Consider the following 23,275-nt stretch of genomic DNA (forward strand, 5'->3'; position numbering starts at 1 on the left):
GAGCGGGATGAGGAAAAGTGTGCACGGTTTTCCGCCCGCATCCCGCTCTAACCTTTAGAATCGATCACGTTGATGATTTTTGGTCGATCCGACCTGAAATCATCGCGATCCAGGGCGAGGGCCTTTCTGGCACGCGCCGGCGCGCCGACGCGAAGGCGCCGGTCGCTGAGCGAAACGACGCCGCCGGCCATCATCACGAGCGCGCCGCCCCAGATGCATAGGATCAGCGGTTTCCACCAGATGCGGACGACGATGCCGCCGTCCGCCATATCGTCGCCCAAGGATACATAGAGCTGGCTCAGACCGAAGGTCCGGATTCCGGCCTCGGTCGTCGGCATGCGCCGCGCCGAATAGAGCCGTTTCGACGACCAGATTTCGGTAACCTCGACGCCGCCTCGGCTGACGGTGAAATGGCCGGCATCCTCGGTATAGTTCGGCCCGCGCCCTTCACGCATGCCGTCGAAACGCAGGCTGTAACGCCCGACATCGACCACCGCCCCCGGTTTCATCTCGACGACCGTTTCCGTTTCGAAAGCCGTGACCGTGACGATCCCGATCAGGGTGATTCCGAGTCCGATATGGGCGAGCGCCGTGCCGAAAGCCGAACGCGGCAGGCCCGAAAGCCGTCTCCAGGCGACGCCCGCCGCCACCTTGCCGAGACCGGAGCGCAGAACCAGATCGGTGAGCGCTCCCAGAATCAGGTAGACGCCGAGGCCGAGGCCGAAAGGAGCCAGGACCGGACCACCGTTTACCGCGTAATAACAGATCGCCGCGGCGAGCAGGCCGAGCGCGGCAGCCGCAAACAGACGCTGCGCCGCACCGGCAAGGTCGCCGCGCTTCCAGGCAAGCAGCGGGCCGAAGGGAACGACGGCGATGAGCGGCAGCATCAGCAGACCGAATGTCATGTTGAAGAACGGCGCGCCGACCGAAATTTTGTCGCCGGTCAGCGCTTCGAGTACCAGCGGATACAGCGTGCCGGTCAGCACCGTCGCCGTGGCCGTCGTCAGGATCAGGTTGTTCACGACGAGCGCACCCTCGCGCGAAACCGGTGCGAATATTCCCCCGGCCTTGAGATGGGAGGCACGGAAGGCAAAGAGCGAAAACGCACCGCCGATGAAGACGACCAGGATGGCGAGAATGAAGACGCCGCGGGTCGGGTCGGTGGCGAAGGCATGGACGGATGTCAGCACGCCGGAGCGCACCAGGAACGTGCCGAGCAGCGACAGCGAGAAGGTCATGATCGCCAGCAGCACGGTCCATATCTTCAGCGCTTCGCGCTTTTCCATGACCAGGGCCGAGTGCAGAAGTGCCGTTCCGGCGAGCCAAGGCATGAAGGAGGCATTTTCGACCGGGTCCCAGAACCACCAGCCGCCCCAGCCCAACTCGTAATAGGCCCAATAGGAGCCCATGGCGATGCCGGCGGTAAGAAAGGTCCAGGCGGCAAGTGTCCACGGCCGCACCCAACGCGCCCAGGCCGCATCGATCCGCCCCTCGATGAGCGCGGCGACCGCGAAGGAGAAGCATACGGAAAAGCCGACATAACCGAGATAGAGCAAGGGCGGGTGAATCGCGAGCCCGATATCCTGCAGCACGGGGTTGAGGTCCCTGCCCTCGCCCGGTGCCGGCACGAGCCGTGCGAAGGGATTGGAGGTCAGCAGGACGAAGAACGCGAAGGCGGTCGCGATCCAGGCCTGCACCGCAAGGACGTTCGCCTTCAACGTCTCCGGCAGGTTGCGGCCGAAGAGCGCCACCATCGCGGAAAAGAAGACAAGAATGAGCAGCCAGAGAAGCATCGAGCCTTCATGGTTTCCCCAGACCCCGGTGATCTTGTAGATCAGCGGTTTGAGGGAATGCGAGTTCTCCCAGACGTTCTTGACCGAGAAATCCGATGTCACATAGGCGAATGTCAGCACGGCGAAGGAGAAAGCGACGAGCAGGAAGCAGACGAGCGCCGCGTTTGCTGCCAGTCCCATCAAGGAAGGGTCGCCGCGCCGCACCCCCAGGACGGGCAGGACGCCCTGGATGATCGCGGTCGCGAGCGCCAAAACCAGTGCATAGTGCCCGAGTTCGATGATCATCGGATGTTTTCCTCCCCGCCGAGCGTGACGCCCTGCGCTTTGAGGCGGTCGGCGACATCCTTCGGCATGTATGTCTCATCATGCTTTGCGAGGACGGTGTCCGCAACGAAAACCGGGCTGCCGCCGACGAAGGCACCCTCGGCCACCACGCCCTGGCCCTCTCGGAAGAGGTCGGGCAGGATGCCGGTATAGGTCACAGGAACGGTCGCAAGCGTATCCGTCACCGTGAAGGTGATGGTCCTGCCCTCGCCGCGCTTGACGGAGCCCGCCTCGACAAGTCCGCCGAGGCGGATACGCGTCCCCGGCGCGACGTCGGCCTTCGCAAGATCGCCCGGAACATAGAAATAGGCGACCGCCTGGCTGAAGGCGAACATGACGAGCAGCACCGCGGCCGTCAGAAATGCCACGCCGCCGCCGATTATCGCCAACCTTTTCTGCTTGCGTGTCATTCAGCCTCTCCGCCGGCGTCGATCCCCAGTTCCCGGGCCAAGGCCAGCAACTGCTTCCCCTGCTCGCCCGTTGCCGGGAAGGCCCTCAGTCCGTCATGCAACGCATCTTTCGCCCTGTCTCTTTGGTCCAGCACCACATAGGAACGGACCAGGCGCATCCAGCCCTCCAGGTTGGCCGGGTCCTCCTTCAGGCGGCTTGCCAGGCTGTCGACCATGCCGCGGATCATCGCCTGCCGGTCGCCGGCATTCATTTCCTTTGCGGCGGCAATATCGCCGGGAGCCGGATTTCCGGGCGCGGCAGGGCCGGCCGGGGCGGCGGCGAGCTCCGCGATATGCTGATTCACCAGAGACAACCAGGGCGCATCGGCCGGTGAGCTCTCTGCGAGCTTGCGGAATGCTGCGAGCGCCTCTGCGTGCTTGCCCTCCTGCTTCAGGCCGAGCGCGAGGTAGAATGCGGAGCGTGGATCGTCGGGGTCGAGGGCCAGCGCCTTTTGCAGAGCGTTCTGCGCCTCGGCTGTGACCAGACCGCCGGCCTGCGCCACCAGAGCCTCGGCGTAGCCGCCCATTCTTGCCGGGGTTGGCCCGAGCAGGCGGATCGCGCGGTCGTAGGCGGCGACGGCATCGTCCAGACGGCCATGGCGCATGTAGATCGGCGCCAGCAGATCCCAGCCGGCACCGTCTTGAGGATTGAGGGCCAGGTGGTTTTCGGCCTTCGCGATCAGGATGTTGACGTCGTCGCCGGGGTCGGCAAGGCGGGCCGCGAGCGGCTGCGCCGGCACGCCGGGGCTCCCGGTCGTCAAATAGAGACAAAGGCCGACAGCCGGAAGACAGAGGAAAATGAAAGCCTGCGCCAGGCGGTTGGATAGAAGCCGCTTCGGCGTGCGCTCCGCCACAGCCTGATCCGCGGCACTGGCTGAAAGCATGCGGCGGGCGATCTCGGCCCTGGCCAGCTCGGCTTCCTCGCTTCCGATCAGACCGGCCTCCCGGTCCCGCGCCAGCTCACCGAGCTGATCGCGATAGACTTCGATGTCGTGACTATGGCGAGACGGCAACGGCTCTGCCGCCCGCATGAGCGGCAGAAGAAGCACGGCTGCGACAGCCGCCGTCAGAATGGCGACGAGGATCCAGAACAACATGTTTGGGGAATACTATGAGGGCCATGTCATTCCAACTCGAAAACCGGCAATGACGTATATTTGAGGCGTTTCGCCGCAAGAAGTGCCGCCGCGCGCGAGGAATCCGCTCGCCCAAAGCAAACCGGCCGCGATTCAACACCTTACACGGTTCGCGATATGCGAGGGCGGTGCCGCTCAGGTGAGCGGCGTCCAGCTTCCATCGCTGTTGCGGCAGGCCGCGCCGCGTGCCGTGGTCTGTTGGCTTTTGACGGTAACCGTATGGCTGTATTGACGGCAATTCTGCGACCCGACCTGATAGGGTGCGGCAGCGACGACGGAGCCGCTGACGCCCCGCCCTTGCCAGGCGACGGGCTGCCCGCCCGGCGCGGCCTCGAGGGCGCGATACTCGGCCTCGAGCGCCCGCTGCCGGTCCGACTTGCCGAGATCGACGCCGCCAAGGCGCGAAACGACGCCACCCTGCAGGGCTTCGATATAGGTCGCGGACGATGCAACGCGGGTGGAAGCTGCTCCGAGTCCGGCAACCGCCCCGCCTTGGCCGGACGAGGTCGTGCCACAGCCGGCGAGGGCTACACCCGAAGCCACCACCGCGATCCTACCGCGTGAAGCGAAGGCTCGCGTCATTTCTGCGTAATTCCTCATGATACGCGCTACTCATTCCTCTTGTCTGTCGCCAGTCGAGTTCTTTTTGCACCACCTGAGGGTCGAGGCAACCGCCTGCCGTCAGCGCCGGCATTTTCAGGTCCGGGTGTGACCGCCGGATCACGATCGTCCCGCATCGGTCCTATCCGGTTGGCGCTTAGACTGCGGCCGGCAGTACGAGCGTGGCCCGCAATCCTCCAACATCGCGACGGCTGAGCTCCACACTTCCCTGATATTCACCCACGATCTCGCTTACGATCGAAAGACCGAGCCCGGTTCCGGGCTTGCTCTCGTCGAGCCGCTTGCCGCGCTTCATCGCCACCGCGATCTGATCGGGGTCGAGCCCCGGTCCGTCGTCGTCGATCTGGAGCACGATCCACTGGCGGCCCGGCTCCCTTTCGCGCGCATCTTCAGGGGCCGGCTCGACATTCAGCGAGATCCGATCATGCGCGTAACGGGCGGCGTTTTCCAGCAAGTTGCCGACCGTTTCCTCGACGTCCTGCTGTTCCATCGCCAGCACCAGTCCGGGCGGATTGATCGAGAGGCTGAATTGCTTGTCGGGGTTGAGGCGCCGCATCACCCGCATGATTCTTTCCAGTGCCGGCTGGGCTTCGGTCCGCGCCAGAACCGACCCGCGCTGGGCGGCGATCCTGGCGCGGCTGAGATAGGATTGCACCTGTGTCTGCATGGCGTCCGCCTGGGCCCTGACCAGTTCGCCGTGCGGCACCTCCAGCACTCTCGCCTCGTTGAGCAGCACGGCGATCGGCGTCTTGAGCGAATGGGCCAGATTGCCGACCTGCATGCGCGCGCGTTCGACGATGCGCCGATTGCTGTCGATCAGCGCGTTCACCTCGTTGGCAAGCGGCTGGATCTCCCGCGGGAAAGCGCCATCCAGCCGCTCGCTCTCCCCCGTGCGGATCTTTTCAAGCGAGCGGCGTACCTGGTCGAGCGGCTTCAGGCCGAACAGGATCGTGAGCGCGTTCACGCCAAGGCCGCCAAGGCCGAAAATGGACAGGGCGATCGTGAGGTTGCGCGTGAAGCGGTCGATATCCGCCTCGAGCACATCGCGGTTGCCGGCGACGCGGAAGCGGGCGGCGTGGCCCTGAATGTCGAGAACGACCTCGGTCTCTGCCACCTCGACCTCGTTTCCGAACGGATCCGTGGTGGTGTAGAACCGCTCGTAGCGGATGTCGAAGGGGACCTCGTCGACGCTGACGATCGGCAGTTTCGCCGTGCCGAGCGACGTCGATATCAGCGGCGGCGTGTCGAATTCGCCGATCGGCTCGACGATCCAGTACCAGCCCGTCTGAGGCTGGGAAAAGCGCAGGTCGCCGAGCTGCGGGCTCCCGGAGAGCGCGGCCTTCTCGTCGACGGAGATGGAGTTGATGACGTTGTAGAGCTGCGCGCGCAGCAGATCCTGAAAGCCGCGCTCGGACCCCTGCCGGTAAAGGGCTGAGATGACAACCCCGATAACCACGAGGGCAACGACGGCCCAGACGGTCGAAACCGACAGAACGCGCGCCGTGAGCGATCTAATGGCCATTGCCGGGTGCTTGCATGCGATATCCGAGGCCGCGCACCGTTTCGATCAGATCGTTGCCGATCTTCTTACGGAGCCGGCCGATGAAAACCTCGATCGTGTTGGAATCGCGATCGAAGTCCTGATCATACATGTGTTCGACCAACTCGGTGCGGGAAACCACCTGTCCCATATGGTGCATGAGGTAGGAAAGCAGACGGAACTCGTGCGATGTGAGCTTCAGCGCTACGCCAGCGACAGTCGCCTTGGAGCCCTTGGTGTCGAGACGGACGGGGCCGCAGACGATCTCGGAGCTTGCGTGCCCGGCGGCCCGCCGGATCAACGCACGGATGCGGGCCAGCACCTCCTCGACGTGGAAAGGCTTCGCCACATAATCGTCGGCGCCGGCATCGATGCCTGCGACCTTGTCGCTCCATCGATCGCGGGCCGTCAGGATCAGCACCGGCATGGTCTTGCCGTCTGCGCGCCATTTCTCGAGAACGGTGATGCCGTCCATCTCCGGAAGACCTATATCGAGAATTACCGCATCATAGGGCTCCGCATCGCCTAGATAGTGGCCCTCTTCGCCGTCATAAGCCTGGTCGACGACATAACCGGCCTCCTTCAGAGCGTCAGCCAGTTGCCTGTTCAGATTGGTATCGTCCTCGACGATCAGAATGCGCATTCTCGTCCACTTCCCTTGCCTTCGGGTACCCCGAAAGAGCTTACATAGGCACTTTCACCGTGACTTTCTTGGGGCGCCCTCCATTGCCCGGGATGAGCACCGTCACCACGCACTGCCCATCGCCGGTCGGCTGGGCAGAAAGCAGCTCGCCACCCGTCTGGGCGACCACCTGCGCGGCGGCCGCGCTGCAATCGCCAGCCACGCGGACGACAACCGCAGGCATGTTGACGGCAGGCGGAGAAAAGCCTGCGAGGCCTGCGGCGAGCGCGGCTATGGTCAATGCTGAAGACATGAACGCACTTTCGACTGGGAAGCACTATGCCGGAATCATTAACCGATACAGGCTGAATGGCAAATGAATGTCGGCCTTGAGGATACGCGCACCCGCGTCCGGCGGTTGCTTGACCTCTGGCCGAGGAAAACGACCACAGATTGCAGAGGTCGGGCGAACCGGTCTTTCGGGCAGCTCGGTGCGGGCATCGATGATGACACCGGCATCTTTCTGTGGATCGGCTGGAAAATTAATCGATTTAAATTTTTTTTAATCGTTTAAATGCTTTAAACCGCTGATTTACAAAGTCTTTATCCTGTGGAATCGTCCGCCCAGTCCAACATTCTCGCCCAAAGGAGAGCCGGATGAAGACACTCGCCAACAAGCCGCCGGTATCACCGCAATCCAGAATTCCGCAATCGCTGTTCGAGCGGTTCGAGAACGAGTGGCGCGAAATGCGCACGGTCGGCGAGGCTGCACAGAAGACCGTTCCTCCCGCGGAGTGAGATGCGCTGACGCGGCCTCGGAGCGTGGGATTTTTGCCAATCGGCAATTCCGTGCTACTCTCCTGGCATGCTGACCGAAGAAATCGAAAAGCTGGCCCTGAGCCTTCCGGGAACCCAGGAAAATGCCCATTTCGGTGCACGGGATTTCCGTGTGGGCAAGCGGATTTTCATGACCCTGCCGGAAGCCGGTCGCGCCGTTTTCAAGTTCACGCCCGACCAGCAGCGAATGCTTCTGGAAATGGAGCCCGGCGTCTGCGCCGCCGTTCCCGGCGGCTGGGGCGCACGCGGCTGGACATCATTCTATTTCGTCGGTGCCGACGACGAACTCGTTCGCCAGTCCATGGAAACCGCATGGCGCAATGTCGCGCCGAGAAGCCTCGTCGCCAAGAACGGCCGTCACTGACGGCGACGGTGCCGCGCATTTCATGGATACGCAAAGTCGCTGCAGCACTCTGCGCCGTGCCCTAATCGGCCGGCTCCCTGCCGACCTCTAGCGGCCAGGTCACGAGATAATCTTCATAATCTTCGATATCGATGCCGTCCTCGGCGACGGTGCGTCCGCGCACGGATATGCCGGCCGCATGCACGGTCTCCGGATCGCCGGAGACGAGCGGGTGCCACCAGTAGAGATCCCTGCCCTCGGCGACCAGACGGTAACCGCAGGTCGGCGGCAGCCAGCTGATCTCGCGCACTGCCTTCGGCGTCAACTGAATGCAGTCCGGCACCGTTGCCTGGCGATTGTCATAGTCCTTGCAACGACAGCTTTCTCCATCCAGCAGCGTGCAGCGGATCGAAGTCCAGGCGATCTCGGAACTGTCCCAATCCTCGAGCTTGTTGAGACAACAGAGCCCGCAACCATCGCAGAGGCTCTCCCACTCCGCCCCGGTCATCTCCTCGAGACCTTTCGTCTTCCAGAAAGGCATTTCGCCCATAAAGTCACACTTTCATAAAATCCGAGCCAACATGGAAACTTCGCAGAAAATTGCCGGTTTTTTAAGGCGGGTTGCGCGATATGCAAGTAGATTGGATTGCCGCCCCGTGCAAATATCGTCATGAGGCAGAACCTTCGGGACATGAAAGCCGTGCAGGAACCGAGGAAAGAGGACAACCGGCCGAAAAGGCGACACATCTTTCTTCGGATCGATTCCTGGATCGATTCGACCGTATGGAGCGCAGGATTCCGGCTCGGGGAGTGGTGGGAGGACACCACCATCTTTTTCCGCCGGTTTCGCGTGCGCGGCTGGAAAAGAGCGTTCTTCGAAGTGCTCGGCGAGGGAATGACGCTCGGCGCGGCGGGCTCGGTGCTGATGTTGGCGCTCGCCCTTCCCGCCTTCGAGGAAACCAAGGGCAACTGGCGGGCGCAAAGCGATTTCGCAGTCACCTTTCTTGACCGCTACGGTAACGAGATCGGCCACCGGGGCATCATCCACGAGGATTCCGTCCCGATCGACGAGCTGCCGGATCACCTCATAAAAGCGGTCCTCGCCACGGAAGACAGGCGCTTCTTCGACCATTGGGGCATAGATTTTCTCGGGCTCGCACGCGCCATGACCGAGAACGCTCGCGCCGGCGGGGTCGTTCAAGGCGGCTCGACACTCACGCAGCAGCTGGCCAAGAACCTGTTCCTCTCGAACGAGAGGACGATCGAGCGCAAGATCAAGGAAGCCTTTCTCGCCGTCTGGCTCGAATCCAACCTGTCGAAGAAGGAAATCCTCCGCCTCTATCTCGACCGCGCCTATATGGGCGGCGGCACCTTCGGCGCGGCAGCGGCGGCGCAATTCTATTTCGGCAAGGCGATTACCGACGTCAATCTTGCCGAGTCGGCGATGCTCGCCGGGCTCTTCAAGGCGCCGGCGCGCTATGCCCCCCATGTGAACCTGCCGGCGGCCCGTGCCCGCGCCAACGAGGTCCTGAGCAATCTCGTCCAGGGCGGGCTGATGACGGAGGGACAGGTGATCGCCGCCCGCCTCACCCCGGCCTCCGTGGTCGATCGTGCCCAGGTCAAGGCACCGGATTTCTTCCTCGACTGGGCCTTCGAAGAGGTCCAGCGCATTGCCGCTCCCTTCGCGCAGCATTCGCTGATCGTGCGCACGACGATCGACATGGGGCTGCAGCAAGCAGCCGAGGAAGCGGTCGAATCGGGCCTCAGGCAATATGGCGAGAGCTACAAGGTCAAGCAGGGCGCTCTCGTCATGGTCGAGCATGGCGGCGCGGTACGGGCGATGGTCGGCGGCCGCGACTACGGCGAAAGCCAGTTCAACCGCGCCACGCGCGCGCTGCGCCAGCCGGGCTCGTCCTTCAAGGTCTATACCTACGCTGCCGCGATGGAAAAGGGCATGACACCGGAAACCGTCGTCGTCGACGCGCCGATCACCTGGCGTGGCTGGTCGCCGCAGAACTACGGCCGCAAATATGCCGGCCGGGTGACGGTGATGAACGCGCTCGCCAGATCGATAAACACTATTCCGGTCCGCCTCGCCAAGGACAAGCTCGGTACAGAAATCATTGCCGAGACCGCCAAGAGAATGGGCATCGAGACCCCGGTTCGCACCGACAAGACCATGCCGCTCGGCACCTCCGAAGTGACCGTGCTCGATCAGGCGACGGCCTACGCGGTCTTTCCGGCGGGCGGGTTACAGTCGCGACGCCACGGCATCAGTCAGATTCTCAACTACGACGGCGACATTCTCTACGACTTCGGGCGCGACGCGCCGCCCCCACGCAGGGTGCTGAGCGAACAGGCAGTCTCGTCGATGAACCGCATCCTGACGCAGATCCCGGTCATCGGCACGGCGCGACGCGCAGCCCTCGACAACGGGATCGTCACCGGCGGCAAGACCGGAACGACACAGGCCTATCGCGACGCATGGTTCGTCGGCTTCACCGGCGACTACACCACGGCCGTCTGGTTCGGCAATGACGACTATACCTCCACCGACGAAATGACCGGCGGCTCTCTCCCGGCGATGACCTTCAAACGACTGATGGACTATGCCGAACAGGGGATCGAGCACCGCGCGATTCCGGGCATCGAAATCGCGCCCGCCAAACCGGCGAAGGAGCGATCCGCCGAAACTGCGAAGCCGGACGAGAACGCCCTGCCGCCGCTCGTGCGGCCGCGATCACTGTCCGCGGACGTAACCCGGCTGTTGAAAAGGATCGGCGACACATTCGAGAAAGCGCAACCGCTCAAGGCGCGCGAAAGGCCCGGCGGCAAGGTGGCCGTCCTCGAGCCGACGGATCGAGGCGTGAACATGCGGACCATGCCGGGCACGACAAACAATTGACTTTGCAGTCAGAAATCCGTTCTCTGGCGAACAAGCCGAGCGGCGCCCCCACGAGCGCCGACAGGGTAAACGACGCAACATTCGATAGAGCCGCCACTTGTTTCGAGTTCCCCTCCTTGTCGCTCTTGCCCTCATCGTCGCGTTCGGCGGCGGAATCGGGACGGCCGTGTGGGCGCTGAAGGCGACGGTCGGTTTCGGCTCGATCGCAATCGGTCCTTGGGTCGCTTTTCCCGAAGCGCAGACCGTCTCCGCCGATCCCTATGCCAAGGCGCACCGCGCCCGGGCTGGCGAATTGCTCTATGGCGGTGCCGAGGGACTGGCGTTTACCGCGCTCACGGACGATACCGGTGCGCGCCTCTCGGCCGCCTGCTCCTATGACGTTTCAGGTATGACGCCGCCGGCGCGGTTCTGGACCCTTTATGCGGCGGCGGCGGACGGGACCGCGCTGATGCCGGGTGCGGAACTGCCCTCCGCAATCAATTCCTGGACCGTCCTGCGCGCCGAGGACAGCCGTTTCGTCATTCACGTTTCCACCGTTGCCCAGCCCGATAACTGGCTGGCGATACGGCGGACGGGCAGCTTCGCGCTCGTGCTGACCCTTCTTGACACGCCAACGGCAGGTTCCTCCGGCCTGATCGACCTCGCAATGCCGAAGATCGTAAAGACCGGGTGCGGGCATGCGTAGCATCATCTTCGCCATTCTCGTCGGTCTCGTCGGAGCGGCGCTTCTTCATATCGTGATCATACTCGCCCTGCCCCAGTTCACCGGCCGCGATGCCTATACGCGCGTGCTCGGCCTGCTCGAAATGGACAGCTTCTTTCCGCTGACGGCCGAACCGGGACCGACAGGCCTGAACAACGCCGACCCCTTCCTGCGTACGGCCGTCTGCAGCTTCTCGGTGGCGGATGCTCCGGCCCGCTTCGTCGGGCGCGGCGACGTACCCTTCTGGTCGCTTGCGATCTTCGACAGCGGGTCGAACGAGGTCTTCAGCATGAACGACCAGACAGCCGTCAATGGCGATCTCGATCTCGTGGTCGCGACACCGATCCAGCTCGTCGAACTGCGCAAGTCGCCACCCGAAGCGCTGGCGCAATCGATCATGATCGAGATGAAGGACCAGGAAGGTTACGCGGTTCTTCGAGCCCTGGCACCTCTCGACAGCTTCGAGGACCTGGTCCGCACTTTCCTTGCGGAGTCGAGGTGCGAGCCCTTCCAGCGGTAGTGCGAAGGTAACGGCAATTGGGGGGAGACTGAAGTCGAGGTGGTCGAAGTTGCGCGGCGAACGACCGCACCGCCCGGACGGGCGCTGCCGGCGCTTTGCCCGCGAGTTTACTGCTTCTTGGCCTGGCGGCCAGCCGGGGCAGTCGGCTGCGGTCCGCGGCCGTCCAGCCTTTCATAACGGATTCCTGTGAAGAACAACACCTTGGCGCCGCCCTTCCCGACAGGACGCCGTCGAGGGCGTTTGACGATCCGGTCCTGCATTCTGATTACGTCTGCCATGCTCGTCTCCATAGTCTCACGAGACGGATGAACTACCGTACAGATTTCACCCTGCCCGTTTTCGGGCTGACGCATTTTCCGGGTTTCCGGACAGACGCGCCCTTCTCACTCACTCCTTCTTCCGGTCACCCGGATGTCGTCCGTTTCGGCATAAGAGGCGAGGCGATAATAGCCGCCTTGTGCCGATTGAGCCACAGCCTGGTTAACCATTTGTTAATCCAGACCATGACGCATTAACCTCGCGCAATCCTCAATCTTGGGGGATTTGCAAATCCGGCAGTCCGTCCGTCAGCGCCTTGCAATCAAACCGAAAAGGAAAGCTACGCCGGCGACCGTCAGCAGCGTCGAAATGGGTTCTTCCCGAACGCGCTCCCGGACGCGCTGCGTCATCAGTTCCGCTTCCCCCTGCACGACCGCCTTGGCTCCGGTGCCGATGGCCGAGACGGTCTCCGTCAGCCGGGCGATCTCTGCCTTCAGTTCCTGGACCTGGGATTCCAATTCGGCCTGTGCGCCGGACGTCCGCGTTTCGGCACCCGTCTCTGCGCCGACTGCCGCCAGATTCTTCTCCGCCATCTCTCCGCTCCTTGCCATTCCGGGATCACCCTTTGCGCGATTTCAACGCGTCGAGGCCGGATTGGTTCCCATGGAGGGACGACGCAAGTTCAACGGCGGCAGGAAGGCCGGCGACGATCGCCGACCCTGGAGTGAAGCGACCGAATCGCAGCGCCTACTCTTCGCAGCGGAAATCGCCGGTATCGCATTCCACGATGGTTCTCTGACCGTCGTAAAGGCGCTCGCGACGCGACTGTTCCCGTTCAGCCCCCTCGATCCTGCGCCAGCGGTCATCGTCACTGCCGCGCTCCGGTTCCCATTCGCGCCGCTCTCTCTCCCGGTCATGCTCCCAGTCCCGACGTTCCCGCACCTGGCGGTGTTCCCATTCGGGCCGGTCGCGTTCACGCTCGCGATCCCAATCGCGGTCATGCCTCCAACGGTCGCGATCGCGATAGAAATCACGCCCGCGGTAGTTGCGATCCCAATAGCTGTCGAACTCGAAGACGACTGTCGGGATGCCGAGCGGACGATAGTATTCCGGCTCCACATAGACCCGACTGCTGCGATAGGCGGCCTGCACATACCGGCCCGCCACCCATCCCCGCCCGCCGTAGAAAGAAACGTCGCACCAGGGGCTTTCAGACAGGCAGCCGTGGATTTCCACCGATTCGCCGACCGGAATGACCGTTACAGCCGGATAATATGTACTCGGTCCCGAGCGCATATTGACATTGGCAGTCGCAAAACCTTCGGCCGCCGATGCGGCCACGGGCATGAGCAGCAGCGCACAGGCAGCCGCCCGCAGAAACATTTTCTTCACAAATCAACTCCCACATGAGAGGCCGCAGCCCGACTCGCTTCCGGCGTTTGCCGTCGATCGGATCAAATGGGAGCGCTTGTGGACTTTTTATGGCTAAGGAACGCGGCCTTCCGCTGCAGGGGCGGCTCGTCACCAGAATGACGCAAGCCTGAATAAAGCCCCAACGTCCATAGTTAATGCTGCGCTAACGATTTCGATCTAGTTTTAGACACGTGTGTCGTTCCGAACCATCGGAATGCCGTCATGCTTTGCGTTTTAGGATATGTCGTGACAAACCGGTTTCGTGAGTTGGAACGGCCGCAGACGGGGCGGTTGAAGGACGTCGTGCTGATGGCGACCGTCACCGGCTTCGAGAGCCTTCGGATTCCAAGCCGGTCCGACATGAAGCAGTTTGCCGAACTGTTCGAGCCGCTCTTCCTCGGCTCCAGCAACGAGGCCCGCCGGCAGGCGGCGGCGGCGCTATCCCAATGCCCCCACGTGCCGGAGCCGGTGGCCCTGCTGATCGGCAGCATGCCCATTTCGATCGCCGCCGCCTTCCTCGCCCGTGCGGCAGCGATTTCCGACGGCGTGCTCATTTCCATCATTCGCCAACAGGGGCCGGGCCACGCGAACGCCATTGCCCGTCGGGAGAACCTTTCGCCTTCGGTGATCGACGTGCTCGTCGAACATCATCAGTCCGCTCCCCTCCCCGCACGGCTTCACGACGGCGCCAGTCGCCCGGTGGCGAGCGATCCGCAGACGGCTGCCGCAGCCGTCGATCGCGAAGAAAAGCTGCGCGCGGAAATCAAGGCGCTGGCGCGCGTCGGAACACAGGAGAAGAACGGCACACTGCCGATCCAACCCATCAGCGAGCTGCATTGCGCGCTGCTCGTCCGTTTTGCGCGCAATGGCGAAACGACGCTCTTCTCCACGGCCCTGGCAGACTCGCTCGGAGCAAGCCGCGCACTCACCGACCGTATATTGCTCGATGTTTCCGGCCAGCAACTCGCCGCGACGCTCGCAGCTCTCGCCTTCCCGGCGGACGAGGAAAGCCGCGTGCTCGAGGGGCTCTATCCCCACCTTTCCGAAAGAATCGGCGGCGGCAACCGCGCCGAAGCACTGATCCGAAGTCTCGACCGGCAGGCGAGCGGCGAACGGGTGGCGTCCTGGCTTCGCGCCGATGCAAACGGGGCGAAGCCCTCCCGGCATGAGAGCCTGCTTGCGGAAAATCGAGCCGCAGACCCGCGCCGGCACGAGGCGCAAACGGTTGCGCGTCAAAGCAAGGCCGTCGAACCAAAGCGGGGCTTCGGCCAGCACTAGATCACGATGATTTTAGCTAGGTCGGGTCGACCTAAAATCATGAACGTGATCGATTCTAATGGGATAGAGCGGGATGCTGTGCTCGTCACAGGGATCCAGCCAGACCAAGTCCTTCGGCTGAAAGAACGCTTCCCGCGCTGCTGGATCTCTGTGACAAGCACAGAGATGAGGGCGAGGAGAAGCGCCATCATCCATCTCGCAGCAGCCGTCATAAACTCCAGATGAATCTCAACAGGCCTTAGACCAGATCGAACAGGTCGCTGCAGTCGTCGAGTTCCAACTCTACGATCCAGCAGTCCGGGTCGAAGCGGATTTCCGAGGAAAGCGCCCGTTCGACGGCTTCGGCTTCGACGCCCCGCAATCGCACCTCGAAGCGGCGCGACGTATCTCCTTCCTCATCGAAGAAATTCTGCGGCGCCGGCGCGTAAAGCGTCTCGTAGCCCGATCGTCCGCGCTGCCGGATGAAGATCGCGCCGGCGTCCTCCGCTCCCTTGCGCAGCACGGCCGCATACCCGCCGCGTCCAAAGGCGTTCCGCAAAAGCGAGGAGACGAAAATGTGGGACTTCAGGCGCATGCAAAGCTGATACACGCGCCACCGGCGAGATGCAAACGGAGCGACCGACCGCCAGTGGTGCGCAACTGCTCCTCTTGCTCTGGCCGTCAGAGCGCTCCGATTTCCTTAAGCTTCTTGAGAACCTTGGGGTTGGGCTCTCCGGTCTGAGGAAGACGATAGTGTTTTTCGAAGTGACGGATGGCTGCGCGCGTCTGATCGCCGGCAACGCCGTCTACGACGACATCCGCATAGGCGAGATTGCTCAGCCCCTTCTGGATGTTCATCACCATTTCGCTCGACACGGGAACCTCCGTGCGAGGGTCGAGCGCGTTGCCCTTCTCGGCGCTGCGGATGGCAGCGGCAACCGGATCCGCCTCGGCCGGGACAGTCTTCGGGTCGGAATAGGGCCGGTTGGCGGGCGTCGCAACGGCCGGCGGGGAGCCGCCGGCGTTGCGCAGTGCCTGAAGCAGATCGGCACTCGGCGCACCGGTCTCCATACGGCCGGCCTGCTTTTCGAAGCGGAGGATCGCCGCCGAGGTCTTCGGACCGCTTCGGCCGTCCGGCGCTCCTTCGTAGAAGCCGAGCCTTGCCAGTTCCTTCTGGATGTCCGCAACCAGCGTCGAGACCGTGCTACCGTGCGCATCTGCTTCTGGTACGTCCTGCGCCGGAAGCGACGCGTGCCGTTCGTTGGATCCGGCCGTTGCCGCATCGCCTGCTTTCGCGTCCCCCTCCCGCTCTATGACAAAGGTGGTAACATCGCGCTGCTCGACCGGCTCGCCTTTGGCGGCCGCAAGGCGCTCGGCCACTTCGGGACTGACGAGGGGCACGCGGGTACGCAGAAGCGGCGAGGGATGAGTACCGTTCTGGTACCACATGGCGTTTGCGGCGACGAAACTGAAGACGACGGCAAAGATCGCCGACCCGCCGGCGCTCACCGGATGACGCGAAATGAGGCGACCGGTGAGCACGAGGCCACGGCCGACGACAGCGAGTCCGCGCAAGGCAAGACCCGCTCCGCGCCGCGCCGCCCGCTTGCGCTCAGGCTGTTTTCGCTTGCGCGGCGCCATGCCCCCCTTCCCTGCCAATTTCTCCGGTGCGGAGAGCCTCGGACAGCGCCGGCACTCCGGCTTCCCTCTTTCCGTCTGCGTGCTGCTTCAATCGCGGCGGGAACTCCACTGTGACGGGCGCATCCGCGCACTGCCTTTCGGCCGCGCCGGAGGCGTCGCTGGGAATGGTTACGACGATCACGGTACCCTCCCCTTCGGCGCTGCGGATCGAAACGTCGCCGCCATGCAGTTCAGCAAGTCCCTTGACCAGCGACAGGCCGAGTCCGGTACCCTCGTAGCGGCGGGTATAGTCATTCTGAATCTGGACGAAAGGTTGGCCGAGCATTTGCAGCTTGTCAGCGGCAATACCGATTCCGGTGTCGCTGACCGTTAGCTTCAGCATGTTGCCTTCGAGCGCGGCATCCACCGTGACAAGCCCGCCGCGGTCGGTAAACTTGATGGCGTTGCCGATGAGATTGATGAGGATTTGCTGGAAGGCGCGCTGGTCTGCATTGATTTCGCCGACCGAACGGGTAACGCGGCTCGTCAGCCGCACGCCTTTTTCGCGCGCCTGGTGCGACAGCATGGCCTCGCAGGCGGCGATGGCCTCGGCGACACGGAACGGTTCGATGAGAAGCTCGTAACGGCCCGCTTCGATCTTGCTCATATCGAGCATCGTGTTGACGACCGAGAGAAGATGCGTGCCGGACTGATGGATCAGCGACACGTATTCGCGTTGGCGATCGTTTTCGAGCTTTCCGAAATATTCGCCTGCAAGCACGTCCGAAAAGCCGAGGATGGCATTGAGCGGCGTGCGCAATTCATGGCTGACGGCGGCAAGGAACCGCGTTTTGGCATCGTTGGCCGACTCGGCATGTGCTGCCTTGGCCGCCGCCTCTGCCTGCAAACGCGCCTCTTCGGAGACATCGCGGGACTGGGCGACAATCGCAAGGAGATTTCCTTCAGCGTCTCGAAGCGGCGTCATCTCGCAGTAGATATGTGCGAATTGAGGGCCATCCGCCGACGTCCGTTCGAGACGGATGTCCACGGCAGAACGCTCGCTGTCCAGGCGCAGCGAATCGATCGCTCTCAGGAAGGCGATGCGATCCGACACATGGATCTGCTCGATGAAGCCGCGCCCATGCGGATCGCGCATCAGTTTCAGATACTCACTCGCATCGCGCCCGTGGACGGACAGGACGTGGCCCCGGGTATCGTGGACGGTCACCAAACCCGCAAAGAGATCATAGGCCGCATTGAGATCGGGCAGTTCCGGTGCAGGCGCGAATTCCACCTCGCCGTCCGTCGGGAATTCTCGGCCGCCGGCAATGGCTGCAGCCGCGGCCAGCAGGGACGCCGAGGCCCAAAGCGCCGCTCCCGCCGGCAGGGCGGCGGATACGGGCAATGCCAGCGTCAGCGCGAGAGGGACGATCGGCAGCGCGGTCAAGGATACGGCAGCGACGGCACGCAGGCGTCTGAAGTCGTGACGCGCAATAGCTGAGCCCAGGCCGCCGCGCGGCAGCCAAGGTGCGGCCGCTTCATCCACGAGGGATGTCCATCTGCCAGCCATGTCACGCAATAAATTCACGCCTTGCCCTGCCGAATTTGTCGTTCTTGCGAGGCATTTCCGGACCGTTCCGCATCGTCGCGGACGACCGCCTCGTGATGACCCGAATCTCGCACCCCCGACTTAATGAAAGAATAAACGGCCGCTCTCCGGGGGCGCCCCGGGCGGCCGAAAATTCCCGATTTGAGGCAATCCGCGCGAGCATCGTCAGATGTGGTTAACGGTGCGTAAGCAGCGGATTTTCGTGGATTTTTCGGTTCGCGTTAACGATTTGGGCAGGCATCGCCACTACCCGGCGCCGGGAACGCGGGGCTTGAGGCCGAGACCCCCGCCACGAGCGTTAACGACGATCGCTAAAATGCAGGGAAAAGCGGCTGCACGAATATGCCAGTCATGAATTTCAATAAAATTTGAAGCAAATACCGTTGTTTCTGGAAAAGTGGCCTTGTGATTCCCGCGCTAGTTTCGAAGCGTAAACACCACGGCCGCAGCCGAAGGCAAAAGAGGATGGCGCAAGATGTGGTTTCTCGTTAAGGCGACGTTCTGGTTCTCGCTGGTGCTGGTGCTGCTGCCGTTTCTCGATCCGTCGAGCAGCGAGAAGCTCGAGCATGGCCCGAAGATGGAGATCGGCGGCACCTTCTCTGCCGCGAACGAAGCCATCCAATACATAAGCGCCATCTGCGTAGAGAAGCCGGACGTCTGCGAAAAGGGTGCGGAGACTTTCGTCGCCCTCGGACATCGCGCGCGCGAAGGCGCTCGGATCGCCTATGAGTTTCTCAACACCCAGTTCGCGGAAGGCGATGCCGCCGCTCCCGACGTCAAGGTCATGACCGGTACCGTCACACCGGCAGAAAGTGTCCCTTCGGCGGAGGCGACGGAGAAGGCCGAACCGGCCTTCAAGCGTATGCCGGTTCCGGAACACCGCCTCGATCCCGGTCCGGCTTCCGGGAAGTAACTCCTGCCGCGACGAAGGCAGACCGATCGTTCGGGCGTGGCAGCGCGGGGAAACGCGATTGCCTGTTCTCTTTGCGGCCCGCGTCTCCTATATGAAGGTGAGATAACGATGCGCCCGAAAGGCGGTTGAAGCAGTCGCCTTTCACGCGGACTGCGCTACGCAGCGGGCGCCGAAAGCCGGACATAGCATGACTTCACTTGACCAGATCATCGACGACTTTGCATTTCTCGACGAATGGGAAGATCGCTACCGCTATGTGATCGAACTTGGCAAAAACCTGCCCGAGATGCCGGAAGTCTCGAGGACGAGCGAGAATAAGGTTCAAGGCTGTGCCAGCCAGGTCTGGCTCGTGACCCATGCGACCGGCGATGCTGAAGACCCGCTCCTCACCTTCGAGGGAGAATCGGATGCGCATATCGTGCGCGGCCTCGTGGCGATCGTCCTCGCGATCTTCTCCGGTAAGCGTGCTTCGGAAATTACCAGAATCGACGCTCTCGACATCTTCGGCAAGATCGGCCTCATCGAACATCTTTCCTCGCAACGCGCGAACGGCCTGCGCTCGATGATCCGGCGTATCAAGAGCGAAGCCGAAGGGCGCCTGCCCGCCTGACTGGCAAAGAGTTAGAGCACTTCGAGGAAAGGTGCGTAACGGTTTTCCGTCCGGAAGTGCGTAGCCTCGAAGGGTTAGAGTGTGTCAGTGTTTCAATGAAATACTGAACGTCGAAAAAAAAGCCGGCCTGAACCGGCCGGCTTTTATGACACAACTCAGGTGTTCGCTTGCGCGTTCCCGACGGCCCAGTGGGGCCGCCCGGATCACTTGCCGCGACGCTTCCGACGCTGTCCGAGACCCATTTCCTTGGCGAGCCGCGAGCGCGCTTCCGCGTAGGCCGGTGCGACCATCGGATAATCCGCAGGCAAATCCCACTTGTCGCGGTATTCTTCCGGCGAAAGGTTGTGGTGCGTCATCAGATGCCGCTTCAACGACTTGAAGGTGCCACCGCATTCGAGACATGTGATCTGGTCGTCCTGCACCGACTTTCGGACCGAAACCGCAGGCTTCGGCTTTTCCACCGGAACGACCACCGGCGCAGGAGCCGTGGTGTTGTTGAGAGCCGAATGCACGTCGGCTATGAGCGTCGGCAGCTCGGCAACCGGAACCACGTGGTTGCTTACATAGGCGGCAACGATCTCCGCCGTAAGCTCAACCAGGAGTTCATTGCTCGTACCGAGCGAAGTCTCTGTCATTTCTTTCTCCTATCGGAATCCAGCGACGAAACCTGAAACAGAGTTTCAGGGGGAGGATGTACAAAATGCCGTCGATTAGCGCTTGCCGCCTCGGAACCGACCGCTATCTCGCGATGGAGACTGCGGTTCTGCCGCGACATCAAGGCTCGAATTGCGAGAGGGAAGATCCGTCACCAAGGCGCCAAAGCGGCCGACACCTCAAAGCAACGGACAAGCATCACAACTCAGGCTGGAATTTCAGTTCAAAGTATTTTCCACAACGACACTTTGCATTTACTGCATTAACACTGATCCGCCAAAAGTCCAAACATAAATTTAACGGCATGCAGCAACTTTATTCCGAGTTGCTAAAATTGTCACGCTCGGCAAAATTGTCCTCAAATACAGAGTCAGAAATGCTGCCGGTCAATGCCGGCGCGCCTCTTCCTTATGGGGAAGCTGATCTATCACGGATCGTTTTGACATCCTGTAGCCCGCTTGATGCGCGGCTTTTGCCAATAAATGGGCCGAGATCGGTGCCGTCAGCACGAAGAAGACAAATCCCGCAAGTGCGCGCACGAAGACGGCGGCGTCCAGCGAATGCAGCCCGGCCGCAAAGAGCAGCAGACCCGAACCGACGGTACCGGCTTTCGAGGCCGCGTGCATGCGGGTGTAAAGGTCGGGGAAGCGGACGAGGCCAACCGCGGCAAGCAGCGAGAAGCAGGCGCCGACAACCATGATCAGCGCAACGACGTAGGCAATGATTTGCAGAGCCATCAACGCGCTCCCTTGCGTTTGCGGCGCCCGGCCTGGCTCGGGCGCGGCTTTGCCTGAGGGATCTCCGTTGTGCCTGGCGTCCTGCGCTCCGGCGAGAGGCCGCGCGCCAGGATGAAGCGGGCGAAAGCGACAGTTGCAAGAAAGCCGACGAGCCCGAGGGCGATCGCGATATCGATGTAGAGATAGAATCCGGTCCTTACGGCGATCACCGCGATCAGGCCGATCGCAATCGCCACCAGCATATCGAGGCCCAGCACCCGGTCCGGAAGCGTCGGCCCGCGAATGATGCGCAGCACCGTCAACAGCAGCGCGAGAGAGAGAAGCACGAGCGCCACGCCGGAGGCCGCGCTCAGGACTGCAGCGGGCGTCATCGTTCGAAGGCCTCCCGAATTCGACGTTCGAAGCCGCCGGCGATGTCTCGCCGTAGCGCTCCCGGATCGGCGCAATCGAGCGCATGGACGTAGAGGGTCTTGCGATCGTCGGAGACATCCACCGACAGCGTACCCGGCGTAAGTGTGATCAGATTGGCGAGCAGCGTTATCTCGAAGTCGCTCCTGAGCGCGAGCGGATAGGCAAAAATGCCGGGCTTCAGCGCCATGTTCGAGCGGAGAACCAGAACCGCGACCTTCGTTGCGGAAATGGCGAGCTCCTTGAAAAACAACGATGCGAGCAACAGGAGCCGCAACGGTCTCAGCGGGTAAGCCACGGGGCGCAGCTCACGCCGGATCAACCAGAGCGACAAGGCGCCGGCTGCGAAGCCCAGCAGGAGGTTCGCGGGCGTGAAGCTGGCGCTGATTGCCCCCCAGATGAGCGTAAAGACCAGGTTGGTCAGCAGGAATTTCATTGCGGACCTCCTGCGGGAAAGACTGAATTCAGGTAAGCGGACGGCTCTGCAAGACCGGCGGCGGCGCTCTGGATCATCGCGAGCAGCGGTTCGGGATAGAGGCCGAGCGCAAGCGCCAGAAGCGTAAGCGCTGCAAGCGGACCCAGGGCCGCCGCGGACAGGCGGGCGGGGCCGTCCGCCGCCTCGGGGATTGCGCTGTCTCGCCAATAGGCCAGGAGGAAAAGGCGGCCGGTGGCAATCATGGTGAAGAAGCCGACGAGAAGAAGCGCGGCGGCAAGCCACCAGGCGCCGATATCGATGGCCGCCTTCACCAGCATGACCTTCGGCCAGAAGCCGGAAAAGGGCGGCAGGCCCGAAACGGCGAAGCACAGCATCAAGGTCAGCGCCGCAAACCCCGCATGCTTGCGGTAAAGACCCGCGAGCGTTGCGATCGAGCTGTCTGCACCGAGGCGCATGGCGATCCCAGAGGCGAAATAAAGGCCCGTCATCACCAGCATCGAATGAAGCGCGTAGAAAATCGCGCCGCCAATGCCGCCCGGTCCGCCGATGGCTATGCCTGCGAGCATCGAGCCGATGCCCGAAACGACGAGGTATCCGAGAATGCGACGAAAGTCCGTTTGCGCGAGCGCGCCGAGAACGCCGACCATCATCGTCAGCGCACCGACGAGCGCCAGGACGAAGCTCAATTCCTCCCTCTCGATCGGGAAGAGCATGACCGTGACCCGGATCAACGCATAAATACCGACCTTGGTGAGCAGGCCGGCAAAGAGCGCCGACACGACGACGCGAGGGGTATGATAGGAAGCAGGCAGCCAGAAGTTCAAAGGAAACGCGGCCGCTTTCATGCCGAAGGCAAGAACATAGAGTCCGACCAAAGTCATCAACGGCGCATTGACCCGCAGTTCGTCGGCCTTGCGCGCGATGTCGGCCATGTTGAGCGTGCCGAACACGGCGTAGAGGAAGCCGGTAGCGACGAGGAACAGCGTCGTTGCGACCAGGTTCAAAAAGCCGTACTTCACCGTCCCGTCGATCTGCCCGCGCTCGGAGCCGAGGACCAGTAGCCCGAAGGACGAGATCAGCAGGACCTCGAACCAGACATAGAGGTTGAAGATATCCCCCGTGAGGAAGGCTCCCGAAACGCCGGCCATCAGCAGCATCAGCAGCGGATAGAAACCATAGCGCCGGCCGCTGTCGTTGATATCGGCCAGCGAAAAGATGCCCGCGGCAAGAGCGACCAAGGCCGCCACCAGGGCAAAGAGCGCACCGGTCAGGTCGACCGTGAAGGCGATACCGAACGGCGGCAGCCAGCGACCCATCACCATGGTCGTCGGCCCATTTCTTGCGACGTGATCGAGCAGCGCCACGTCAATCAGCACCAGCACGGCCAGGCTCGCAAGCGCTATTGCGGGCTGGAGGCCGGCCCAGCGACGAAGCATCACGAGGAGCGCACCGACGGCCAGACACCATGCGACGGGCAGAACGACGAGCCATTCGACGGCCGGCGCCGGGGCCAGCATCAGGGCTGCGGAAAGGTCGACGGGGACGGGGGTGGAAACGGCCATGGTGC

At 62.6% G+C, this 23,275-nt stretch carries 27 protein-coding genes; 8 read left to right on the forward strand and 19 right to left on the reverse strand.

Annotation, left to right across the window (positions count from 1 at the left end; genetic code table 11):
* Nucleotides 1-47: 47 nt before the first annotated feature.
* The 7 genes from M1D34_RS10535 to feuN form a co-directional block, all read right to left on the reverse strand.
* On the reverse strand, nucleotides 48-2,078 hold the full coding sequence (locus tag M1D34_RS10535) for a heme lyase CcmF/NrfE family subunit (RefSeq protein ID WP_498778962.1): 2,031 nt from the start codon (nucleotides 2,076-2,078) through the stop codon (nucleotides 48-50).
* Nucleotides 2,075-2,527, reverse strand: coding sequence for a cytochrome c maturation protein CcmE (gene ccmE, locus M1D34_RS10540; RefSeq protein WP_003527358.1), 453 nt, complete (start codon nucleotides 2,525-2,527; stop codon nucleotides 2,075-2,077). Before ccmE ends, M1D34_RS10535 begins: the two co-directional genes overlap by 4 nt.
* Nucleotides 2,524-3,663: a c-type cytochrome biogenesis protein CcmI gene (gene ccmI, locus M1D34_RS10545; protein ID WP_127513975.1), complete on the reverse strand. Its 1,140-nt coding sequence runs from the start codon at nucleotides 3,661-3,663 to the stop codon at nucleotides 2,524-2,526. The genes ccmE and ccmI overlap by 4 nt, the downstream gene beginning before the upstream one ends.
* A 174-nt stretch (nucleotides 3,664-3,837) precedes the next feature.
* Entirely contained in the window at nucleotides 3,838-4,302 is a 465-nt protein-coding gene (locus tag M1D34_RS10550; RefSeq protein ID WP_014526648.1) for an RT0821/Lpp0805 family surface protein, read from the reverse strand.
* A gap of 157 nt (nucleotides 4,303-4,459) precedes the next feature.
* Nucleotides 4,460-5,845: a two-component system sensor histidine kinase FeuQ gene (gene feuQ / locus M1D34_RS10555; protein ID WP_003527362.1), complete on the reverse strand. Its 1,386-nt coding sequence runs from the start codon at nucleotides 5,843-5,845 to the stop codon at nucleotides 4,460-4,462.
* Nucleotides 5,835-6,506 carry a two-component system response regulator FeuP gene (gene feuP / locus M1D34_RS10560; protein ID WP_003527364.1) on the reverse strand — a complete coding sequence of 224 codons (672 nt, stop codon included), beginning with the start codon at nucleotides 6,504-6,506 and terminating at the stop codon, nucleotides 5,835-5,837. Before feuP ends, feuQ begins: the two co-directional genes overlap by 11 nt.
* Before the next feature lie 40 nt (nucleotides 6,507-6,546).
* Nucleotides 6,547-6,798: a two-component system FeuPQ modulator FeuN gene (gene feuN, locus M1D34_RS10565; RefSeq protein ID WP_003527365.1), complete on the reverse strand. Its 252-nt coding sequence runs from the start codon at nucleotides 6,796-6,798 to the stop codon at nucleotides 6,547-6,549.
* A 344-nt stretch (nucleotides 6,799-7,142) separates the two neighbouring features.
* Here feuN and M1D34_RS10570 point away from each other — a divergent pair, with 344 nt between their 5' ends.
* Nucleotides 7,143-7,283 carry a hypothetical protein gene (locus M1D34_RS10570; RefSeq protein ID WP_498778967.1) on the forward strand — a complete coding sequence of 47 codons (141 nt, stop codon included), beginning with the start codon at nucleotides 7,143-7,145 and terminating at the stop codon, nucleotides 7,281-7,283.
* 67 nt (nucleotides 7,284-7,350) lie between these two features.
* Entirely contained in the window at nucleotides 7,351-7,686 is a 336-nt protein-coding gene (locus M1D34_RS10575) for an MmcQ/YjbR family DNA-binding protein (RefSeq protein WP_003527369.1), read from the forward strand.
* Nucleotides 7,687-7,747: 61 nt separating this feature from the next.
* Here M1D34_RS10575 and M1D34_RS10580 read toward each other — a convergent pair whose 3' ends face one another.
* Complete coding sequence (locus M1D34_RS10580; protein WP_003527370.1) at nucleotides 7,748-8,215, reverse strand: YcgN family cysteine cluster protein; 468 nt, start codon at nucleotides 8,213-8,215, stop codon at nucleotides 7,748-7,750.
* A 120-nt stretch (nucleotides 8,216-8,335) separates the two neighbouring features.
* On the opposite strand from M1D34_RS10580, the gene M1D34_RS10585 reads away from it, so the two are divergent.
* The 3 genes from M1D34_RS10585 to M1D34_RS10595 all read left to right on the forward strand — a co-directional run bounded on the left by M1D34_RS10585 (nucleotide 8,336) and on the right by M1D34_RS10595 (nucleotide 11,793).
* The gene (locus M1D34_RS10585) at nucleotides 8,336-10,570 is read left to right on the forward strand and encodes a transglycosylase domain-containing protein (protein WP_010968985.1); all 2,235 of its coding nucleotides are present in this window, start codon (nucleotides 8,336-8,338) and stop codon (nucleotides 10,568-10,570) included.
* Between the two features lie 97 nt (nucleotides 10,571-10,667).
* Nucleotides 10,668-11,255 carry a DUF1214 domain-containing protein gene (locus M1D34_RS10590; protein ID WP_498778970.1) on the forward strand — a complete coding sequence of 196 codons (588 nt, stop codon included), beginning with the start codon at nucleotides 10,668-10,670 and terminating at the stop codon, nucleotides 11,253-11,255.
* Nucleotides 11,248-11,793, forward strand: coding sequence for a DUF1254 domain-containing protein (locus M1D34_RS10595; RefSeq protein ID WP_003527373.1), 546 nt, complete (start codon nucleotides 11,248-11,250; stop codon nucleotides 11,791-11,793). Before M1D34_RS10590 ends, M1D34_RS10595 begins: the two co-directional genes overlap by 8 nt.
* 107 nt (nucleotides 11,794-11,900) lie before the next feature.
* Here M1D34_RS10595 and M1D34_RS10600 read toward each other — a convergent pair whose 3' ends face one another.
* The 3 genes from M1D34_RS10600 to M1D34_RS10610 form a co-directional block, all read right to left on the reverse strand.
* Nucleotides 11,901-12,071 (reverse strand): hypothetical protein, encoded by a 171-nt coding sequence (locus M1D34_RS10600; RefSeq protein ID WP_013844138.1) that lies wholly within the window; start codon nucleotides 12,069-12,071, stop codon nucleotides 11,901-11,903.
* A gap of 288 nt (nucleotides 12,072-12,359) precedes the next feature.
* Nucleotides 12,360-12,644: a hypothetical protein gene (locus M1D34_RS10605; protein WP_003527375.1), complete on the reverse strand. Its 285-nt coding sequence runs from the start codon at nucleotides 12,642-12,644 to the stop codon at nucleotides 12,360-12,362.
* Nucleotides 12,645-12,798: 154 nt separating this feature from the next.
* On the reverse strand, nucleotides 12,799-13,443 hold the full coding sequence (locus M1D34_RS10610) for an SH3 domain-containing protein (protein ID WP_164849302.1): 645 nt from the start codon (nucleotides 13,441-13,443) through the stop codon (nucleotides 12,799-12,801).
* Between the two features lie 243 nt (nucleotides 13,444-13,686).
* Between M1D34_RS10610 and M1D34_RS10615 the strand changes: the two genes are divergently transcribed.
* Nucleotides 13,687-14,742: a DUF2336 domain-containing protein gene (locus tag M1D34_RS10615; RefSeq protein WP_027993253.1), complete on the forward strand. Its 1,056-nt coding sequence runs from the start codon at nucleotides 13,687-13,689 to the stop codon at nucleotides 14,740-14,742.
* Nucleotides 14,743-14,980: 238 nt separating this feature from the next.
* On the opposite strand, the gene M1D34_RS10620 is transcribed toward M1D34_RS10615, so the two are convergent.
* From M1D34_RS10620 to M1D34_RS10630, 3 genes are all read right to left on the reverse strand, one after another.
* The gene (locus tag M1D34_RS10620; protein ID WP_003527378.1) at nucleotides 14,981-15,316 is read right to left on the reverse strand and encodes a DUF1491 family protein; all 336 of its coding nucleotides are present in this window, start codon (nucleotides 15,314-15,316) and stop codon (nucleotides 14,981-14,983) included.
* Nucleotides 15,317-15,402: 86 nt separating this feature from the next.
* On the reverse strand, nucleotides 15,403-16,362 hold the full coding sequence (locus tag M1D34_RS10625) for a peptidoglycan-binding domain-containing protein (protein ID WP_003527379.1): 960 nt from the start codon (nucleotides 16,360-16,362) through the stop codon (nucleotides 15,403-15,405).
* Nucleotides 16,334-17,911, reverse strand: a complete 1,578-nt coding sequence (locus tag M1D34_RS10630) for a sensor histidine kinase (RefSeq protein ID WP_498778975.1) — start codon at nucleotides 17,909-17,911, stop codon at nucleotides 16,334-16,336. Before M1D34_RS10630 ends, M1D34_RS10625 begins: the two co-directional genes overlap by 29 nt.
* Before the next feature lie 514 nt (nucleotides 17,912-18,425).
* Between M1D34_RS10630 and M1D34_RS10635 the strand changes: the two genes are divergently transcribed.
* Complete coding sequence (locus M1D34_RS10635) at nucleotides 18,426-18,863, forward strand: DUF5330 domain-containing protein (protein ID WP_003527381.1); 438 nt, start codon at nucleotides 18,426-18,428, stop codon at nucleotides 18,861-18,863.
* Between the two features lie 187 nt (nucleotides 18,864-19,050).
* Nucleotides 19,051-19,473: a SufE family protein gene (locus M1D34_RS10640; protein WP_003527382.1), complete on the forward strand. Its 423-nt coding sequence runs from the start codon at nucleotides 19,051-19,053 to the stop codon at nucleotides 19,471-19,473.
* Nucleotides 19,474-19,676: 203 nt separating this feature from the next.
* Here M1D34_RS10640 and mucR read toward each other — a convergent pair whose 3' ends face one another.
* The 5 genes from mucR to M1D34_RS10665 all read right to left on the reverse strand — a co-directional run bounded on the left by mucR (nucleotide 19,677) and on the right by M1D34_RS10665 (nucleotide 23,270).
* Nucleotides 19,677-20,108 carry an exopolysaccharide biosynthesis transcriptional regulator MucR gene (gene mucR, locus M1D34_RS10645; protein WP_003527383.1) on the reverse strand — a complete coding sequence of 144 codons (432 nt, stop codon included), beginning with the start codon at nucleotides 20,106-20,108 and terminating at the stop codon, nucleotides 19,677-19,679.
* 405 nt (nucleotides 20,109-20,513) lie between these two features.
* Nucleotides 20,514-20,864, reverse strand: a complete 351-nt coding sequence (gene mnhG, locus M1D34_RS10650; RefSeq protein ID WP_003527385.1) for a monovalent cation/H(+) antiporter subunit G — start codon at nucleotides 20,862-20,864, stop codon at nucleotides 20,514-20,516.
* Nucleotides 20,864-21,235 (reverse strand): cation:proton antiporter, encoded by a 372-nt coding sequence (locus M1D34_RS10655; protein ID WP_010968979.1) that lies wholly within the window; start codon nucleotides 21,233-21,235, stop codon nucleotides 20,864-20,866. The genes mnhG and M1D34_RS10655 overlap by 1 nt, the downstream gene beginning before the upstream one ends.
* Complete coding sequence (locus M1D34_RS10660) at nucleotides 21,232-21,708, reverse strand: Na+/H+ antiporter subunit E (protein ID WP_003527389.1); 477 nt, start codon at nucleotides 21,706-21,708, stop codon at nucleotides 21,232-21,234. The genes M1D34_RS10655 and M1D34_RS10660 overlap by 4 nt, the downstream gene beginning before the upstream one ends.
* Entirely contained in the window at nucleotides 21,705-23,270 is a 1,566-nt protein-coding gene (locus M1D34_RS10665) for a Na+/H+ antiporter subunit D (protein WP_003527391.1), read from the reverse strand. Before M1D34_RS10665 ends, M1D34_RS10660 begins: the two co-directional genes overlap by 4 nt.
* Nucleotides 23,271-23,275 lie beyond the last annotated feature (5 nt).

The organism is Ensifer sp. D2-11, assembly GCF_054161295.1.

What these genes read in the sequence shown, in the direction of transcription:
- M1D34_RS10625 (WP_003527379.1), bottom strand. Translation starts at nt 16,362, where the DNA reads ATGGCGCCGCGCAAGCGAAAACAGCCTGAGCGCAAGCGGGCGGCGCGG.
- M1D34_RS10660 (WP_003527389.1), bottom strand. Translation starts at nt 21,708, where the DNA reads ATGAAATTCCTGCTGACCAACCTGGTCTTTACGCTCATCTGGGGGGCA.
- M1D34_RS10665 (WP_003527391.1), bottom strand. Translation starts at nt 23,270, where the DNA reads ATGGCCGTTTCCACCCCCGTCCCCGTCGACCTTTCCGCAGCCCTGATG.
- M1D34_RS10605 (WP_003527375.1), bottom strand. Translation starts at nt 12,644, where the DNA reads ATGGCGGAGAAGAATCTGGCGGCAGTCGGCGCAGAGACGGGTGCCGAA.
- mucR (WP_003527383.1), bottom strand. Translation starts at nt 20,108, where the DNA reads ATGACAGAGACTTCGCTCGGTACGAGCAATGAACTCCTGGTTGAGCTT.
- feuN (WP_003527365.1), bottom strand. Translation starts at nt 6,798, where the DNA reads ATGTCTTCAGCATTGACCATAGCCGCGCTCGCCGCAGGCCTCGCAGGC.
- M1D34_RS10655 (WP_010968979.1), bottom strand. Translation starts at nt 21,235, where the DNA reads ATGACGCCCGCTGCAGTCCTGAGCGCGGCCTCCGGCGTGGCGCTCGTG.
- M1D34_RS10580 (WP_003527370.1), bottom strand. Translation starts at nt 8,215, where the DNA reads ATGGGCGAAATGCCTTTCTGGAAGACGAAAGGTCTCGAGGAGATGACC.
- M1D34_RS10585 (WP_010968985.1), top strand. Translation starts at nt 8,336, where the DNA reads ATGAGGCAGAACCTTCGGGACATGAAAGCCGTGCAGGAACCGAGGAAA.
- M1D34_RS10575 (WP_003527369.1), top strand. Translation starts at nt 7,351, where the DNA reads ATGCTGACCGAAGAAATCGAAAAGCTGGCCCTGAGCCTTCCGGGAACC.
- M1D34_RS10640 (WP_003527382.1), top strand. Translation starts at nt 19,051, where the DNA reads ATGACTTCACTTGACCAGATCATCGACGACTTTGCATTTCTCGACGAA.
- ccmE (WP_003527358.1), bottom strand. Translation starts at nt 2,527, where the DNA reads ATGACACGCAAGCAGAAAAGGTTGGCGATAATCGGCGGCGGCGTGGCA.
- M1D34_RS10620 (WP_003527378.1), bottom strand. Translation starts at nt 15,316, where the DNA reads ATGCGCCTGAAGTCCCACATTTTCGTCTCCTCGCTTTTGCGGAACGCC.
- mnhG (WP_003527385.1), bottom strand. Translation starts at nt 20,864, where the DNA reads ATGGCTCTGCAAATCATTGCCTACGTCGTTGCGCTGATCATGGTTGTC.
- M1D34_RS10600 (WP_013844138.1), bottom strand. Translation starts at nt 12,071, where the DNA reads ATGGCAGACGTAATCAGAATGCAGGACCGGATCGTCAAACGCCCTCGA.
- M1D34_RS10635 (WP_003527381.1), top strand. Translation starts at nt 18,426, where the DNA reads ATGTGGTTTCTCGTTAAGGCGACGTTCTGGTTCTCGCTGGTGCTGGTG.
- ccmI (WP_127513975.1), bottom strand. Translation starts at nt 3,663, where the DNA reads ATGTTGTTCTGGATCCTCGTCGCCATTCTGACGGCGGCTGTCGCAGCC.
- M1D34_RS10595 (WP_003527373.1), top strand. Translation starts at nt 11,248, where the DNA reads ATGCGTAGCATCATCTTCGCCATTCTCGTCGGTCTCGTCGGAGCGGCG.
- M1D34_RS10535 (WP_498778962.1), bottom strand. Translation starts at nt 2,078, where the DNA reads ATGATCATCGAACTCGGGCACTATGCACTGGTTTTGGCGCTCGCGACC.
- feuP (WP_003527364.1), bottom strand. Translation starts at nt 6,506, where the DNA reads ATGCGCATTCTGATCGTCGAGGACGATACCAATCTGAACAGGCAACTG.
- M1D34_RS10630 (WP_498778975.1), bottom strand. Translation starts at nt 17,911, where the DNA reads ATGGCTGGCAGATGGACATCCCTCGTGGATGAAGCGGCCGCACCTTGG.
- M1D34_RS10550 (WP_014526648.1), bottom strand. Translation starts at nt 4,302, where the DNA reads ATGAGGAATTACGCAGAAATGACGCGAGCCTTCGCTTCACGCGGTAGG.
- feuQ (WP_003527362.1), bottom strand. Translation starts at nt 5,845, where the DNA reads ATGGCCATTAGATCGCTCACGGCGCGCGTTCTGTCGGTTTCGACCGTC.
- M1D34_RS10615 (WP_027993253.1), top strand. Translation starts at nt 13,687, where the DNA reads ATGCTTTGCGTTTTAGGATATGTCGTGACAAACCGGTTTCGTGAGTTG.
- M1D34_RS10570 (WP_498778967.1), top strand. Translation starts at nt 7,143, where the DNA reads ATGAAGACACTCGCCAACAAGCCGCCGGTATCACCGCAATCCAGAATT.